We start from the raw sequence: 17,404 nt of genomic DNA on the forward strand, positions 1-17,404 counted from the left end.
GGTCAATACCACCGATGACACCATCTTTGAGAGCACCGAAGACTATACGCTGAGCGGCACCGGCGCGAATGGCACTGTGACGGGCACCGCCCAGATCACCGACAATGACATTCTCGGAGGAGGCAGTATTAACCTATCTTTGCAAGATGCTGATACTGTTGGAGATAATCATGACACTGATAGTTCATTCCTTACATTCACAGCTAGTGGTGCGGCCGATATCATCGACTTCACGTTTGGTCCAACTTCAGGAATTACTGTCAGCGGTTTGGATGGGAATATTACCTGGCTCGTCGATAGCAGCTCCGGAGACTTGGTAGGAAGCATTGACGGTACACCAATGATTGTTTTATCACTTAATGGTGGCGTTATTGGCTCAGGTCAAACAGGTAATGTCAGTGTCACTGCAACTTTGCTGGATAACTTACAACATGGGAGTGTTCCTGTTGATATCGATTCAATCAATATCACAGGCATTGTTATTAACGCTGTCGATTCGCTCAATAATAGTGCTAGCGGCACAGTTAACCTTACTGTAGCGGATGATGAGGTCGTTCTGATTGCTGGTCCTCTGAATGGTACCAATGCTCCTGATACTTATATCGGTACGCTTGATACCAGTGGGGTAGATCAAGCTTACACCTCCGATCTCAGCGGCAACGTAAACGGCTGGGATGCTGGTTCTCAAACCTACTTTGGTGCGTCTGATATCACAGCCGGAGGCAAAACAGTCTTCTTCTTTGTCGATCCAAACAACCCGGATCAACTGTTCGCTTATACAAGCGATGAAAACCCTGCTACGGCCTATGATGCGTCTAACCCTGATCAGACGCTGATCTTTACTCTCAGCACAGATCCAAACAGCGACAGCTATCAACTGGATATACTACAGAGCATAGATAAGCTGAAAGAGATCGACATCGGCGCACTGGTTGGAGGTAAAGGCGGTATCAGTGGCACTGTGTATGTCACTTATGACAATGCTACCGGTGCCTACGACATTTACAACGATCCAAGCAAAGTGCCCTCTGATGCCGAAGTTGCTTTCACACTTTATGGCCGTGATGGCAACGGGGACTTGGCCGACGTCAATGGTACAGATAACGGCTTTGGGGTGGCTAACCCTTGGGTTTCCGGTGGTGAGACCCTTATCGTTGACTATGCAGACACAGTAGCCAGTGCCAGCTTTAACTTCAACGTCGGTAATAACGACCCTATGCTGGTGCACTACAAGGCCTATGACGCCAATGGCCAACTGTTGGGTGAAGGCGAAATCGGCCCCAACGAAATTATCAGTGATTTGGGCGCTATCGCCTATATCGAGTTGAGTGCTGTAACGCCTGACGGTGCCAAGTTCCAACTGACCGGCACAACCGCTCAGGAGATCGTCAGCTCAACAGAGCCTCTGGATCTGGACTTTGAGGTTGTAGTCACCGACAGTGACGGCGACCAGACCACTGGTAATCTGGATATTCACCTGGATGCACCAGGAGGCGCACCAGTCGCTATTATCTCCCATGCACTGGCCAGTCTGGATGAATTTGGTTTGCAGGATGACAACCTGGATACAGATCAACAATCGCTGCGCTTCAAGGCCGGTGACAGTGAACTTTCAGACTTCGGCTTCAACTATCAAAATGGTGACTTCAGCGGTATTACAGTGGAAGGGATAAGAGAAAACTTCCCATTGAGCTGGCGCCTTGAGGGTGAGTATCTGATAGCTTCAATGCCGGGTAATGGCCCCAACAAAGATGTATTGAAGATAAGCCTGGATTGGTCTGCCATAGCGGCTGGCAGTGAAGGCAATATCATAGTCAACGCCGAGCTGATAGGGAATCTGCCTCATAGTATAGATGTCGACTCGCTGAAGATTTCAGGTATTGAGATTGTTGGTACAGATAACAACAACCAAACCGCTGTATCGACTCTGGATGTTAAAGTCGAGAAGTACACGGCTGCTGTGGATGATTACCAGGAAATCAATGAAGATCAGCTGGCAAGCGGCAACATTTTTGACAATGACACAGGTGAACTAAACAATGGCCAAGACCTTGAGTTGGCGAGCTTTACTGTAGCCGGGGATAGCCAAGTCTACAGCGCAGGAGAAGAAGTCTCGGTTGAAGGTGGCACTCTGGTTATCAACCTGAATGGTAGTTATACCTTCACTCCGGAAGCCAACTGGAACGGTACTGTGCCCGTTATCACCTATGTGACCAACAATGGTGATACTGCGACCCTGACTATCAAGGTCAACAGTGTCAACGACGCTCCGATTATCGTTACCACAACCAATGCCGTTGTCTCTGAGGAAGGCTTGACCAATGGCCTGCCGGATTCAAACGGCAGCAGTGATACCACTGACAGTGCCACTGCAAATGGCACTATCCAACTTCAGGATGTGGATGCTGATGCACTGACTGTTAGCCTGACACCACCAAGCGGTATCACCTCAGGTGGCCAGACTGTTACCTGGCAGTGGGACGCTGCGACTCACACCCTGACAGGCTCTGTAGGTAACCTTTCAGTAATGACTGTGGTACTGACACCGCCAGCGGGTAATGGCAGCGGTGATTGGGACTATCAGGTCAATCTGTTGGGACCAATAGATCACCCAGATACCAGCATTGAAGATGTTAAAGATCTGACCTTTGGTGTCAGTGTCAATGACGGCAATGGCGGTACTGTCTCCGGCAGCTTCGTGGTCAGCGTTGAAGATGATGCGCCTTACATGCCGGATACCGCACCGGTAACGGCTACGGCAACCGATATCCCGGACACCCTGGTCGGTGCCTTCAATCTGACCGGTGACACTGATGATAGAGGGCAACTGAACTTTGATGGTTTCACCATCACGGCCAGAGGTTTCACCTCATCTACCGATCACACTCTGACCTCTGCAAACATTAACAGCAGTAGTTCAGGCATAGGGGTTGCCAGTGTTGGCTCGCCATACCACAACATAGATAACGAAATAGATTTCCGGGTATTTGCCGATGGCACTGGGGTTTCTGAAGAGATCATCATAGATCTGGACCCCAATACCCTGGCGTTCGGCATGAAGATAGAGTTTGCCAATATCTTTGGAGGTGAGCTTGAAAGCGGTGTGGTTGAGTTCTGGCGTGATGGCCAACTGATATCCAGCCAAACTTTCAGCTCGGATAAAAGCAACGGTGACTATGCGGCTGACTTTAACGTGCAGGATGGCGGCTTTGATAGAGTTGTTATCAAGGCAACCGACAACGGTAAAGCTCCCAGCCATGAAGACAACAGTGACTTCACCATCAAATCCTTAGAGTTCACTGGCACAGGCGACGCCCCGGCAATCGCCTATGCCTCAGGTGAAGTAACGGCCCAATGGGGCGCTGATGGCCAAGGCAGCCTTGCATTGGCAGGTGTGACCGACACATCCCTGGTGACCGCCGACGGGGAAGCCGTTGAAGTGACCCTTTCAGGCAATACTTTGCTGGGTCAAACAGACTCGGGCGACTTGGTCTTTAAGCTGGAATTCACCCCTGGCACGGGTCACTGGGACTTCTATCAGTACCAGACGATGCAGGGCACCGAAGACGGCGACCTGGACTTTGCGGTCACGGTAACCGATGCCGATGGCGACTCTTACAGTGGCAATATCGCTGTGGTGCCTGTATTTAACTATCAGGTCACTGAAGCGGGCCCAGGCGCTCAAACGCTCAATTTGGGTAACGCCGAAGATATCGTTATCGGCGACCTGGATGGCTCAGTCGTGGTTCCCGGGCAGGATTACAATATCGCCTTTATGGTCGATAGCTCAGGAAGTATTGGATATCGGGCTATGGAGGCGATGAAACTTCAGTTGACTCAAGTATTTGAGACACTGAAAGCCAGCGCCGATTCAGATAATGCCGGCACAGTTAACATATTCCTGACCGATTTCGACTCTCAAGCTAATTTGTCAGTCAGCGTCGACCTGGGAGATCCAGATGCCCTGAGTAAGCTCCAAACCGTTATCGATAGCATGGATGGAGGTTATTGGACCGGTGGTGGCACCAACTATGAAGATGTTATCAAGACAACGGCCAACTGGTTCCACAGCGATACGGCTCTTGCCAACAGTAACGCTGAGAATCTGGCATTCTTTATCACGGATGGCGCGCCATCTGTCTATCAGTACTATGAGGATACCAACCCGATAGTCAATCGAAAGACTGGCGAGACTCTGGATGACTTGGTCAACGTCAATAACTTTACTCTGGGTGAGGCGTTTTACGCCAATATCGGAGGAGAAGCGAGACTAATCATAGATGCCGACGGTAACCTTTATCAATGGAGCAAAGATAGAGGGGATTGGAGTCCGAATTATATTGGTCATATTCGAGCGCAAGGGGACGGTACTTACGAGATATCAAGCACCCTCAATGGTAATTACTGGGCATTGCAAAACGCCCTAAGTGCCCTGCCATTACTGACAGGCAATGATGTCATTGTGCAAGCCATAGGGATAGGTAACAATATTTCGACTGGCACATTGCAACAGTTTGACAGTGATGGAAATGTCCAAACCAATGTCTCTGCCGATGAACTAGCCGAGGCTATTCTCGGCAATGAAATCACCGATATACCTGGCTCAGATACCTTGGATGGCGGTGCGGGTAACGACATCATCTTCGGTGATGTGATTCGCTTTGATGGCATTCAAGGCCAGGGTTACAGCGCACTCAAAGCCTTTATTGCCGGCGAGTTGGGCCAAAGCAATGCAACCGATGCTGAAATTCACGGCTATATCAGCGAGCATCCTAACCTCTTTGATAAGTCAGGCATTAATGATATGGGTGACATCATCCGCGGCGGTGACGGAAGCGATATTCTGTTTGGCCAAGGCGGTAATGATGAACTCTACGGCGACAATGGTAATGACATGCTGTTCGGTGGTAATGGCAACGACCTGCTGGTTGGCGGCAATGGTGATGATTGGCTCACTGGTGGTCAAGGCGTAGATACCTTCAGCTGGAAAGCAGGAGAAACCGGCACCGACCACATCACTGACTTTGAACTCAACAAAGATAAGCTGGATCTCAGTGAGCTACTGTTGGGTGAAGAGCACAACTCACTGGAGCAATATTTCCAGTTCAGTGTTGCTGATGGCAATACCACCATCTCTATCGATGCGGATCTGGACGGTGAATTCGATCAGCATATAGTGCTCGACGGTGTCGACCTGTTTGCGGAATACGGCAGTGATGAAAGCGACATTATCAATGGCCTGCTGGGAAGTAACGGCGATGGTCCTCTGCTTGTCGATACTCAATCGGCCAATCCAGGTGCTTCCTATGTCAGCCAGAGTAGTTCTTCTGGGCTGGAGCAGTCAAAACCAGACGAAGTGTATTAAAAGCTCTTTGATTTGAAGGCCGGCCTATATTGCAATTCGCAATATAGGCCGGCATGGCTGATACTAGAATTAATCATATAAAACGAAAGGATAAGTCGTTCTGTGACCGCATCCGCTTCACCTAAACCTGAACAATGGACTATCTCGGCTTCCCAGCGAGTCACTGTGGACCCTCTGCTCGATAGCCTGGTTCTATTGACAGAATACTTCGGCAGCCCCTGTTCCAGCGAGTCTCTGGCGGCAGGCCTCCCCTTGTCTTCAGCCGTTTTGTCACCGGAACTGGTGCCACAGGCTGCTGCCAGGGCCGGTCTGACGGCAAAGCTTTCCCGTAAAGGCTTGAATCAGGTTACTGCCATTCAGCTTCCTTGTATTTTGCTTTTGAAAGACAAGAAAGCTTGCATCCTGCGCGAACTGGATCTGGAACAACAACATGCGGTGATCCAAATGCCGGAAACCGGCGGCGAACAACGCCTATCTATAGAAGAGTTGGAAACCCTCTATGTAGGCTATCTGTTTCTGGTGAAACAACAGTACCGTGGCGATATGGGATTTGATGTCTATCATCATGACCACAGTAAACACTGGCTACTGCAAACCATTAAAGACTCGGCCCCCATCTATCGTGATGCACTGATTGCCTCAATCTTGGTGAACTTGTTTGCCCTGGTTTCACCGCTGTTTATCATGAACGTCTACGATAAAGTGGTGCCCAACCTGGCGTTCGAATCACTGTGGGTTCTGGCTATCGGAGCCGGTATTGCTTATCTGTTTGATTTGGTCATGAGGCAGCTGAGAAGTTACCTTATCGATGTTGCCGGTAAGAAAGTCGACATCATAGTCTCATCGCGACTGTTCTATAAGGCAATCGGCATTCCCCTCGAAAACCGCTCGGCCAGTGTCGGTGGTATGGCGCGTCAGCTGGGTGAGTTTGACAGCATCAGGGAGATCCTCACCTCGGCAACAATAACCACGCTGGTTGATCTACCCTTTGCATTATTGTTTGTGTTGATTATCTATCTGGTCGCAGGCGATCTGGCGCTGATCCCCCTTTTCGCCAGCCTCATCATCATCGGCTATACCTTGATTGTCCAACCCAGGCTCAAGACCGCTATTGAGGAAAGCAATAAATTTGCCAGCCTCAAGCATGGTCATCTGATCGAGAGTCTTGCCTCTCTGGAATCCATTAAATCCTATGGGGCAGAAGGCCTGGTACAGAAAGCCTGGCAGCAGATGATAGGTCACACGGCCAATTGGCAGTTACGCTCGAAAAAGCTTTCCAACTCAGTGGCCAATGTCGCCAACTTTGTGGTGCAGCTGACCGTCGTCAGTGTCGTTATTCTAGGGGTTTACCGGGTTGCCGATAATGATATATCCATGGGTGGGATCATTGCTGCTGTGATGCTTGCCAGTAGGGCCGTTGCGCCTATGGCACAGCTGGCTAATTTAATGACCCGAGCCAACCAAACTGCCAGCGCGCTGAGACAGCTGGATCAGATAATGACCCAGGAAGATGAATTTGAAAACAAAGGCCACCTTGTCAGCAAACAACGATTGATGGGCAAGATAGAAGCCGACGACCTCAGCTTCAGCTACCCCGGCTCGGAAAAACCTGTATTGCACCCCTTCGCCTTGAGGATCCGTCCCGGCGAGCGGATAGCCATTATCGGCCGTAACGGCAGCGGCAAGAGTACTCTGGCCAAGCTGTTGGTTGGACTGTTTAAACCCAGCAACGGTAGCCTAAGATACGATGGCATAGATAGCGCCCAGATCCACCCGAGCGATCTACGCCGTAACTTCGGCTATCTGCCACAGGATGTCACCCTGTTCCACGGTTCGGTTCGGGACAATATTCTCTTCGGCACCCGTCAGGTCACAGAACATCAGTTGATCCGAGCCGTACAGCTCTCCGGAGTCAACCTGTTTACCGACTTGGAATCAGAAGGCCTGGATCAACAGGTAGGTGAAGGCGGCCATTCGCTGTCCAGAGGACAGCGTCAAACAGTGGCCTTGGCCAGAGCCATACTCAATGACCCACCAGTGCTGTTGATGGATGAACCCACAGCCAGCTTGGATGCCAGAGCCGAGAAGCAATTCATGCGCTCGATGCATAATGTCAGCCGCGACAGAACCTTACTGATCATCACCCATAAGATGCACCTGCTGAATCTGGTGGATCGCATCATAGTGATGGATAGAGGCCACATCATTGCCGATGGTCCCAAAGACAAGGTGCTCGAAAAGCTCAACCAAGGGCTGATGGCAGGAGGCAAGTAATATGAATAAGCACCTGACTTCTGATGACTTGGAAATGGTAGACGATGTCTACGGCGCCATGATGACAGATGCACCCACCAGCCACAGATTGATTATCTGGTCGCTGGCGGCGATGATACTCTGCTTCCTCACCTGGGCCTATTTTGCATCCCTCGACCGAGTTACCAAGGGCACGGGTAAAGTGATCCCCTCTTCCCAGGTTCAGGTCATCCAAAGTCTGGATGGCGGCATTTTGAAAGAGATGTACGTTCAGGAAGGCATGCTGGTCAAACAAGGTGAGCCCTTGGTACGCATAGACGATACCCGTTTTCGTTCCGATGCCGCCCAGCAGGAACAAGAGGTCTATAGCCTGCAGGCCAATGTTATTCGCCTTCAGGCCGAACTGAATAGCATCTTTATCTCGGATATGACCAACGACTGGCGCGAACAGCTCAAAATCACCAAGATCCCGCTGGTATTTCCTGCCGAGTTGACAGAAAAAGAACCCGAACTGGTCAAGCGCCAGCAGGAAGAATACGCCGGACGCCTGGATAACCTCAGCAACCAAGTGGAGATCCAGGCAAGACAAATTCAACAGCGGCAACAGGAAACCGAAGAGTTAACCTCGAAAATCGGCACCTTGAGCACCAGTTACCGCTTGGTCAGCCGTGAACTGGAACTGACCAAACCTTTGGCACAAAAAGGCATAGTGCCCGAGGTGGAACTCTTGAAACTGGAACGTACAGTTAACGACATTCAAGGCGAGCTGGCGACCCTCAGGGTGATGCGTCCCAAACTCAAGGCCAACATGGATGAGGCGATTCTCAAACGTCGGGAAGCGGTATTGGTTTATGCCGCCGATTCCCGCGCACAACTCAATGAAATGCAGGCCAAGCTGGCACGCATGAATGAAGCCCAGGTAGGCACCAAGGATAAAGTCAGCAAAGCCGTTATCACCTCACCGGTCAACGGAACCATTAAAACAATAAATATCAACACACTGGGAGGAGTAGTCCAACCTGGTATCGATATTATGGAGATAGTCCCTTCCGAAGACCAACTGCTGATCGAAACCCGAATTTTGCCAAAGGATATCGCCTTCCTGCATCCGGGGCTGCCCGCCATAGTTAAAGTTACTGCCTATGATTTTACCCGTTACGGCGGGTTAAAAGGCACAGTGGAACAGATAAGTGCAGACACCACTCAGGATGAAGAGGGCAACAGCTTTTATTTGGTAAAAGTGCGGACCGAAGAGTCCAGCTTAATTAAAGACGATGGCACTGAGATGCCCATTATTCCCGGCATGTTGACCTCTGTTGACGTAATTACCGGGAAAAGAACTGTCCTTGAGTACATACTTAATCCCATTCTAAGAGCCAAAGAAACAGCGTTAAGAGAACGCTAGGCTCATAGTCACAATAAACCTGGAGGGTTTAGCATGAACAAGAAAGTTACTCGGCTGGTGAAACCCAGTGCCTTGGCACTGGCGATTACCGGGCTGATGTTGCCCACGGCAGGGTTTAGTCAGACCCTGGAACAAGCCGTAGCGCAAACATTGGATACCAACCCGGAACTACGACTTGCCTTTAACCGTTTCAAAGCTCGTGAAGAGCAGGTAAACCAGGCGATAGCCGGTTACATGCCAACGGTAGATATTACCGGTGGTTATGGCTATGAATACACTGACAGTCCGGCTACCCGCCGCCGTTTGGCCGGCACCACGGATGATGAAATTGAACTAAAACGGGGCGAATTCGGTGTCAGCATCAAGCAGATGCTGTTCGACGGCTTCTTTACCAGCAGTGAAGTCGACAGATACAGCTTCGAAGCCAGTGCCGATCAATGGGCGCTGTTTGCCGCTGCTGAAGATATGGCGCTGGATGTTGCCAAGGTCTATATCAACTATATACGTAGCGAGCAGGTGTTGACGCTGGCAGAGAAAAACCTCAAGAGCCACCAGGACATCTACGAGCAGATCAAGCAACGTACCGATTCGGGCTTGGGCTCTACCGCGGATCTGTCGCAAATCACGGGTCGTCTAGCTCGCGCCAATGCCAACGTAGTGTCTGCACGCAATAACTTCCTCGATGCCAAGAGTCAGTTTTTCCGCATTACTCATCAGCAACCGGAAGACCTGATAGTACCGGTTCCGGATGCCGATATGTTGCCGGCGGACGTAGACTCCAGTATCAAGATGGCCCAGGAGCACCATCCCATTCTCAAATCGGCCGCCAGTGATATCCGCGCCGCCGAATATGAGAAGTCTTCGGCTCAATCCAACTACTACCCCAAGATCACGCTGGAAGTAGAAGGTAACATGAACAACAACCTGGACGGTGAAGACGGCTTTAGCCGGATCGCCAGCCAAAATGTCGGTGGCCACAACAATGACATTCTTGCCATGGTGAGAGTGCGTTACAACCTGTTCGCTGGTGGCCGTGATTTAGCCCGTGAAAAAGAAGCCAGCTACAAGATAGGTGAAGCGAAGGAGATCCGTGAGCGCGCCTATCGTGAAGTGGTTGAAGGCGCCAACCTTGCCTGGAACGCATACGAGTTCCTGGGACCACAGAAGCAATATATTCGCGATCATGTCATTGCAGCCAAGGACACTCAAGTCGCCTACTCACAGCAATTCAACCTGGGTCAGCGTACCCTGCTCGACTTGCTGGATACCGAGAATGAACTGTTTGAAGCCAGGAAAGACTATCTGACCGCCGAGTATGACGAAGTGATTGCCAAATACCGCGTACTCAATGCCACAGGACAACTACTCGACTCGCTTAGAGTCACTCGCCCCGATGTATGGAAAGGGGAGCGTGAATATGAAGGAGGAGTTAAATAATGAAACTCTTTATCACTCTGCTTAGCGTCGCCATACTGGCGGGTTGCTCAATGCGTGACACTGTATCCATGGATCAACCGACGGCTCAGGTCAACGACCTCAATGATCATGACAGAGACGGTGTTATTGAAGCCCGTGAACGCTGCTCAGGCACTGTCGAAGGTGCCAACATTGATAACTATGGTTGTGGTAAGATCAAGCCTATCAATGAACGCTCCGAGTTGAAGATACTGTTTGCCAACGATTCCTTCTACATAGATCCTCAGTATTATGATCAAATTGGTGTCATTGCTGACTTTATGAAGCAATATCCCAGCACCAAGGTGACCATCGAAGGGCACTGTAGCCGTACCGGTAGCTATGATCACAACCTGAAGCTATCGCAAAATCGGGCAAATGCCGTAACCAAAGTGCTGGAAGATCAATTCGGCATTACCGCCGATAGACTAACCGCAGTAGGTTACAGCTACGATAAACCTGTAGATCCAACAGACACTCAGTTGGCCCACAAACGTAACCGCCGGGTTATCGCCGAGGTAACAGGCGAGGATACTATGGCCGATATGAAGTGGAACATCTACACTGTGGATCAAGAAGTGAAATAGGACCTTGATATCCCCATATGACAGGCAGGCTCAACCAGTATTCACTGCTCAGAAGGGTCTGCCATTACACAGTACTGGCATCGACTCTGGCCGTGTCATGCCTGTACGCCGCATCCACCCAACAGCTAGACGCCAACAGCATTACCAAAACGCTGGAATCACGTTATGGCGAGCGGGCAGGCCTCAGGGCCAGAGCCTGGTTCAAGATACTGGACGAGGCGCAAGGGTTGGACGATATGGGAAAAATCACCAAGGTAAACAACTTCTTTAACCTGTTTCGCTTTGTAGATGATAGCAAACTCTGGGGGATGGCTAATTACTGGGCCACCCCTTTGGAGTTTATCGGAGTAAATGGCGGTGACTGTGAAGACTTCTCCATCGCCAAATACTTCACACTGCTGCAGTTGGGCATCCCTGAAGACAAGATGCGCATCACTATGGTTAAAGCAACCAGTGTTAATCAGTACCATATGGTGCTGGCCTATTATGAGACGCCCTCCTCTGTCCCTCTTATTCTGGACAATCTGGACCGCGAGCTCAAACCGGCAACACAACGTGGAGATCTGATCCCGGTATACAGCTTTAACGGTAAACAATTGTGGCTAAACAAAGAGAAAGGACGCGGTGTATTAGCAGGATCATCCGCTCGCTTGGAAAAGTGGAATGATCTGAGACACAGATTAGGGGCTGATCGCTTGCGTCAGCCAAAATTAAAACTGGAGTAGCTACAGCAATGACACTGTTTCGACAGATATACTCGTTACTGTTTGGGCTGTTTCTCTTGGTTGTCGCCAGTGTGGGCTATGTGCAATTCAATGAGACCCAGAACTTTCTAACCGAGCAGATGGAGTCGGACCTCAATAATGTCAGCCATTCATTGGGATTGATGTTGGTTCCATCACTGGAGGCCGGTGATCTCGCCACCGCAGAAACCATGGTTAATGTCATCTTCGAGGGAGGCTATTACCAACAGGTGAAGCTAACTTGGCTGGTTGATGGCAAACAGCAGGTCTGGAATAACAATATCCGCATCGAAGATGTTCCCCAATGGTTTATCAATCTGGGGATCTTTACCCCTTTGCGTAAAGAAAGCACCATTACTTCAGGTTGGCTGCAACTGGCCAAACTGGAAATTACCGCACACCCTGGGTTTGGTTACCACGAACTGTGGCGCATTATGAGCCATACCTTAATAGCCTTTTCAATTCTATTTTTGGTCGCCATATTGTTTGCACGCCTGGGCCTGACATGGATCCTCAGCCCGCTGCACTCCATTGCCGAACACGCTAAAAGCATTGCCAAACGGGAATTCGGCCCGGATATGCCGCTGCCTAAAACCCTGGAACTCAGGGATGTAGTCAACGCTTTTAACAGCATGTCAGCCCAACTGAAGAAAATTTTCAGTTCTCTGGATGAAGAAGTCACTGCACTCAGGAAAAAGAATCTGGTGGATCAGGTATCCAACCTGCCTAATCGTCAGTATATGATGGGCCGCGTTGGCGGTTGGCTAGGTGAACCCGGCAGCGGCGCTCTGATGATGGTCAAGTTCGACTGGCTCGAAGAAGTCCACAGCAAGTATGGCTATCAGGTACGGGACGAAACCATCAAGCTGCTTTCAGAAAAACTGCAGCATGAGTTGGGCGAAATCTGTGAATCTGTCATTGCCCGTATCGCCGCCTATGAATTTGCTTTCTTGATCACCAATGTTGAACGTGAACAATTGAGTAAGTATCTACAAACCCTGATCCGTACAACCAACCAGGAAATGGTCAAGGCGGGTTGTAAGCCCAATGAAGATTACGCCATAGGTATTGCCGAACGTATCGGGCAGATGACCAGTTCCGAGCTGCTGGCGCGCTCGGATAACGCCCTGCAAATCGCCCTCAAGGAAGGCAAGGTTTATCACTGGTTGGAGACCAACGAACAGCAGTTGTTCAGCCGCGAACAATGGCGCGATAAGCTTACCGACGCAATTAACCGCAAACAATTCCGTTTCCGTTGGCAAGCTGTGCACTATCAAGGGTCTGACAATATACTGCAGCGGGAACTTTTCTGTCAGTTGCAAATAGGTGACAAACTGGTGCATGCAGGCCAGTTCATGCCTTATGTCGAGCTATTGTCTCTGGGTAGCTTGCTCGACCGCTGCCTGATTGAAAAGATCAGTGAAGATGAGTTGTTGGAGAAGAATGCCGAAGCCATTGCGGTTAACCTGACCCATCACAGCATCAGCGATCCCAAGTTCCACGAATGGCTCAATCACTTCCTGCGTAACAGCCGCCACGCAAGCCGGTTGGCCTTTGAGTTACCTGAAGCCGCCATCTATACCGATATTGACGCCTGCCAGGCGCTGTGCACCATAATTCGCGACAATGGCGCCAGCATAGGGATAGACCACTTCGGCCGTCAGTTCGGCTCCATGTCTTATCTGCAAAGCCTGCGGCCGGCTTATGTCAAGCTGGACCAATCCTTTGCTCAATATGATGAAAATCAGCACAACAGCGAATTGTGCCGGGCATTGGTCAACGTAGCCCGAGGATTGGAAATCGATGTGATAGTGACAGGCATCCAGGAAAAAGCGCAATTGGAGCGCTTTACACCACTAAAGACCCAAGCATACCAAGGCTTTATTTCACCACCTGTGAATGTTGAGTAACAGATATAGGGTTCCCTTCGGGGAGCCTTTGTTTTAGGCTAAGCCGTCGAAACAGGGAAGCTCCAAGATACTCGCGCACCTTGAGGATAAAAACAGGAAGGCTTTGAATGCTAAAAAACAAAAAGCCCCTTATTTCTCAATAGCTTAAGTGTTTTGGTCGGTGATGGAAGATGCGACCCTCTGACCCTCTACTCCACTCTGGTTTCCAAGTCAGGATACGCTACCAGGCTGCGCTAATCACTGAATTCCACTTGTACCCATGAGAATATCTTTAAGGTCATCACAAGCTCGAAACTATGAAGATAAAAACAAAAAGCCCCTGATTTCTCAGGGGCTTAAATGTTTTGGTCGGTGATAGAGGATTCGAACCTCTGACCCTCTGCTCCCAAAGCAGATGCGCTACCAGGCTGCGCTAATCACCGAAATACTGTGTTGCTGAATACTTTCCAGCTTTTACCCGACGTAAAGTCAGATAAATCAAATTTGGTCGGTGATAGAGGATTCGAACCTCTGACCCTCTGCTCCCAAAGCAGATGCGCTACCAGGCTGCGCTAATCACCGTAAGATTTGAAGCCGACTCGCTTCACGAAAGAAGTGGGGTGACTGATGGGACTTGAACCCACGACAACCGGAATCACAATCCGGGGCTCTACCAACTGAGCTACAATCACCACTGATATTTCTTTCACTGACTGGCACGCTTGAATCAAACTGGTGCGCCCAGAAGGATTCGAACCCTCGGCCTCACCCTCCGGAGGGGTGCGCTCTATCCAGCTGAGCTATGGGCGCCCGCCGTGTCAGCGCCGCATATAGTAGGTGGATTTCCCCCCCACGTCTACACCTGATTTGCTTTTTTTCGGTTGTTTGCTCAAGTTTTGACTGAAACAGTACAACAAATATCCGACACCAGCCAAAAAATTGACTTGGATAATACTATGTTTCATGTTATTTCTATCCTTTGATTAAAAACCATACAAAGCTATTATCATTTTGTTCCTCGGCGGATAACATGTTTAGGGATGACGCTTTCCATCAGAATTCGGCTCTGGAAATCTCAAGACTGAAAAAACGAGTTGCCAGACTCAAACGTCTGGCGGCCAAATATAAACGAGCCGAAGCCACCCAAAATGCACTGCTGGAAATCTCCAATATTGCCAACAAGGCTACCTCTATGGAGGGCTTCTATCAGGGCATGCATCTATGTCTTAAGCAACTGATCCCTGCCGACAACTTTTATATCTCTCTGCTTGATGCCCAGAAACAACATCTTGAGCTACCATTTTTCTCCGATGAAAAAGACTCCCACCCTTCCGAACTCTATCCAGGGCAAGAGTTATCCCAACTTTTAACGCAAGGCCTTACCGGCTATGTGTTGCGAACTGCCACCCCCCTGCTTTGTGACGAACATAAGGCAAAACAACTGGCCGATGCCGGCGAAATCATAGCTCTAGGGTCATCCTGTCATCAGTGGCTTGGAGTACCCATAATACAAAATGACAGAGCTATTGGTGTCTTGGTGGTGCAAAGCTACAACCCAGCCAGTTCCTACGGCGAGATGGAGTTTGAATTAATGGCTTTTATTAGCCATCACATCGCAGGAGTCATGGAACGGTTGCGGCATCATGAGCAACTTGAACAAGCCATCAGCCAAAGAACCCAGGAGCTGAGCCAGGCCTATGGTAGATTAAAACAGGAAGTTTATGAGAGACGCCGAGCCGAGAGGCTACAAAAGTCCCTGTTTGAGATAACCGAACTGTCTTCCTCCAACTTGGATGATCGCGAGTTTTATACCGAGCTGCACCGGGTTCTCTGCCATTTGCTACCAGCCAACAACTGTTACATCGCCTTGCTGGATGAAACCGCAACTGAGCTGCACTTTCCCTTCTATGTTTCTCAACTCAATGATACCGCCCCCAAGTGTCGCCCCTTGATGGATGGACTGGTGGAATACCTACTCAGGTTAAAACGTCCTGTATTGCTGGATCAAAGCGATATCCAATCTCTGGTGTGCACCAAAGAGATTTACAGCAAGGCACCTGACCTGAATCAAACACAGAACATGCACCAGTGGATCGGCGTGCCGTTATTTATTCAAGACAAAATTGCCGGTGCCCTAACTATCTATAGTTTCAGCATGCATCAGAACTACCAGTTCAAGGATCTCGAACTGTTAACCTTTGTGTCACAGCATATCGCCACAGCCATTGAACGTAAGCTGGCCACAGAGGCACTGAAACGCAGTAACGAAGCACTGGAAGAAAAGATTCTGGAACGCACCCGTGAACTGGCCACCACCAACCAAGAGTTGCAAAAAGAGATCTCCCAGCGCCGTAAGGCTGAGCAACAACTGCTGCACGACGCCAAACACGACGCCCTGACAGGCCTGCCCAATAGGCTGATGTTTATGGAGCGATTGAACCAGGCCGTTAAACATAATCGCCGTCATCTACAAGATAAATTCGCACTCTTGTTCGTCGATCTCGACCGATTCAAGCTGATTAATGACACGCTAGGACATCTGGAAGGTGATAGGTTTCTGGTAGAAACAGCCAGTCGGCTCAAGTTTTGTATCCGCGACAATGACACTCTCGCCCGTCTGGGCGGAGATGAATTTGTGATTTTGCTGGATGGATTACGCACAACCGACGATGCCAAAGAAGTCGCAGAGCGGATCCTTAAGGAACTGTCACGCCCTTATGAGCTAGCAGATAAACAGTTCAACTCAGGCGCCAGCATCGGCATAGCCGTCAGCGGCCATCACAGGGATGACACCAGTGAGTCCATCTTGCGGGATGCCGACACTGCTATGTACATGGCCAAGACCCGCGGCAAGGGTTGTTATGTGGTATTCGATGAAAAATCGCATCAGCAATTGATGCAAGACGTAAGTCTGGAAAATGAGTTGAGAACCGCCCTGGACACCCAGCAAATCCAGCTCGATTACTTCCCAGTGCAGGATCTTAAAACCGGGCAGCTTCAAGCCCTGGATGTGCGTCTGTATTGGCCCCATCCACAACACGGTAAAATCAAACAACAACAGCTCGCCAATTTGGCAGAGCAAGCCAACTTACAACTGGAGCTGGACAGGTATGCAATCGAAGCGCTGAACAGTGAACTTCCCAAGCTGCAACTCAACTCAGGCACCAAATTACATCTGGCCATCTGTAGCCAGCACCTCAAGCATAAACATGCACTTCGCAGCCTGAAAAACTGCCTAAGGAACTGTCAGTTCCCGCTTACCGACCTATGTTTGTTTTTCCACGAACAATCTCTGTCACGGGATTTGGAAAACCATATCAATGGTTTTGAAGTGCTTAAACGTTTGCAAGTCACTCTGGGGATCACAGGTTACGGCAGTGGTTACAGTCCCTTGATCAGCCTATCCTTCCTGCCGGTCAACGTACTGAGACTAGATGCCAGCCTGGTGTCGCATCTGCAAAGCCCACATCACAGGCGTTTACTCAAAGCGATAAACCTAAGTGCTGGTGCATTGGAACTTGAGCTGGTATTGGATGGTATCAATACCCAAGAGCAGAAACAGCAACTGGCACAAATGGGCTTTAACTCAGGCCAGGGACAAGCTCTTGGGAATCGCTTGAACCCAGTCAGCAGCAAGGGTAACAGCACCAAGCCCATAGATACGGCAACCCAAGTTTGCGCCTAAGCCGTGTTTTGAAACCGGCTCT

The 17,404-nt window shown here is 49.9% G+C and carries 8 protein-coding genes and 4 tRNA genes; 8 read left to right on the plus strand and 4 right to left on the minus strand.

Going from position 1 to position 17,404, the window contains the following annotated elements:
* Positions 1-340 precede the first annotated feature (340 nt).
* From ACMHXH_RS13175 to ACMHXH_RS13205, 7 genes are all read left to right on the plus strand, one after another.
* Entirely contained in the window at positions 341-5,365 is a 5,025-nt protein-coding gene (locus tag ACMHXH_RS13175) for a type I secretion C-terminal target domain-containing protein (RefSeq protein ID WP_335912703.1), read from the plus strand.
* A gap of 102 nt (positions 5,366-5,467) precedes the next feature.
* The gene (locus ACMHXH_RS13180) at positions 5,468-7,639 is read left to right on the plus strand and encodes a type I secretion system permease/ATPase (RefSeq protein ID WP_335912702.1); all 2,172 of its coding nucleotides are present in this window, start codon (positions 5,468-5,470) and stop codon (positions 7,637-7,639) included.
* 1 nt (position 7,640) lies between these two features.
* Positions 7,641-9,023, plus strand: a complete 1,383-nt coding sequence (locus ACMHXH_RS13185) for an HlyD family type I secretion periplasmic adaptor subunit (protein ID WP_039035383.1) — start codon at positions 7,641-7,643, stop codon at positions 9,021-9,023.
* A gap of 33 nt (positions 9,024-9,056) precedes the next feature.
* Complete coding sequence (locus tag ACMHXH_RS13190; RefSeq protein ID WP_039035382.1) at positions 9,057-10,460, plus strand: TolC family outer membrane protein; 1,404 nt, start codon at positions 9,057-9,059, stop codon at positions 10,458-10,460.
* A complete protein-coding gene (locus ACMHXH_RS13195; RefSeq protein ID WP_071476441.1) occupies positions 10,460-11,065 on the plus strand; it encodes an OmpA family protein in 606 nt (201 codons plus the stop codon). The genes ACMHXH_RS13190 and ACMHXH_RS13195 overlap by 1 nt, the downstream gene beginning before the upstream one ends.
* Positions 11,066-11,082: 17 nt before the next feature.
* Positions 11,083-11,790 (plus strand): transglutaminase-like cysteine peptidase, encoded by a 708-nt coding sequence (locus ACMHXH_RS13200; RefSeq protein WP_039035380.1) that lies wholly within the window; start codon positions 11,083-11,085, stop codon positions 11,788-11,790.
* Between the two features lie 8 nt (positions 11,791-11,798).
* The gene (locus tag ACMHXH_RS13205) at positions 11,799-13,718 is read left to right on the plus strand and encodes an EAL domain-containing protein (RefSeq protein WP_071476439.1); all 1,920 of its coding nucleotides are present in this window, start codon (positions 11,799-11,801) and stop codon (positions 13,716-13,718) included.
* A gap of 345 nt (positions 13,719-14,063) precedes the next feature.
* Here ACMHXH_RS13205 and ACMHXH_RS13210 read toward each other — a convergent pair.
* From ACMHXH_RS13210 to ACMHXH_RS13225, 4 genes are all read right to left on the minus strand, one after another.
* Positions 14,064-14,140 (minus strand) — tRNA-Pro (locus ACMHXH_RS13210).
* A 62-nt stretch (positions 14,141-14,202) separates the two neighbouring features.
* Positions 14,203-14,279 (minus strand) — tRNA-Pro (locus ACMHXH_RS13215).
* 34 nt (positions 14,280-14,313) lie between these two features.
* A tRNA-His gene (locus ACMHXH_RS13220) sits at positions 14,314-14,389 on the minus strand.
* 41 nt (positions 14,390-14,430) lie between these two features.
* Positions 14,431-14,507 (minus strand) — tRNA-Arg (locus tag ACMHXH_RS13225).
* 220 nt (positions 14,508-14,727) lie between these two features.
* Between ACMHXH_RS13225 and ACMHXH_RS13230 the strand changes: the two genes are divergently transcribed.
* Complete coding sequence (locus tag ACMHXH_RS13230) at positions 14,728-17,382, plus strand: diguanylate cyclase domain-containing protein (protein ID WP_052248223.1); 2,655 nt, start codon at positions 14,728-14,730, stop codon at positions 17,380-17,382.
* Positions 17,383-17,404: the final 22 nt, after the last annotated feature.

The organism is Shewanella sp. BJSY2023SW001 (genome assembly GCF_047314685.1).
In the GTDB taxonomy this organism is placed as follows: Bacteria; Pseudomonadota; Gammaproteobacteria; order Enterobacterales; family Shewanellaceae; genus Shewanella; species Shewanella indica.

Excerpts from the sequence above, each read along its gene's own strand:
- ACMHXH_RS13175 (WP_335912703.1), top strand. The coding sequence starts at position 341 with ATGATTGTTTTATCACTTAATGGTGGCGTTATTGGCTCAGGTCAAACA.
- ACMHXH_RS13185 (WP_039035383.1), top strand. The coding sequence starts at position 7,641 with ATGAATAAGCACCTGACTTCTGATGACTTGGAAATGGTAGACGATGTC.
- ACMHXH_RS13190 (WP_039035382.1), top strand. The coding sequence starts at position 9,057 with ATGAACAAGAAAGTTACTCGGCTGGTGAAACCCAGTGCCTTGGCACTG.
- ACMHXH_RS13195 (WP_071476441.1), top strand. The coding sequence starts at position 10,460 with ATGAAACTCTTTATCACTCTGCTTAGCGTCGCCATACTGGCGGGTTGC.
- ACMHXH_RS13200 (WP_039035380.1), top strand. The coding sequence starts at position 11,083 with ATGACAGGCAGGCTCAACCAGTATTCACTGCTCAGAAGGGTCTGCCAT.
- ACMHXH_RS13205 (WP_071476439.1), top strand. The coding sequence starts at position 11,799 with ATGACACTGTTTCGACAGATATACTCGTTACTGTTTGGGCTGTTTCTC.
- ACMHXH_RS13230 (WP_052248223.1), top strand. The coding sequence starts at position 14,728 with ATGTTTAGGGATGACGCTTTCCATCAGAATTCGGCTCTGGAAATCTCA.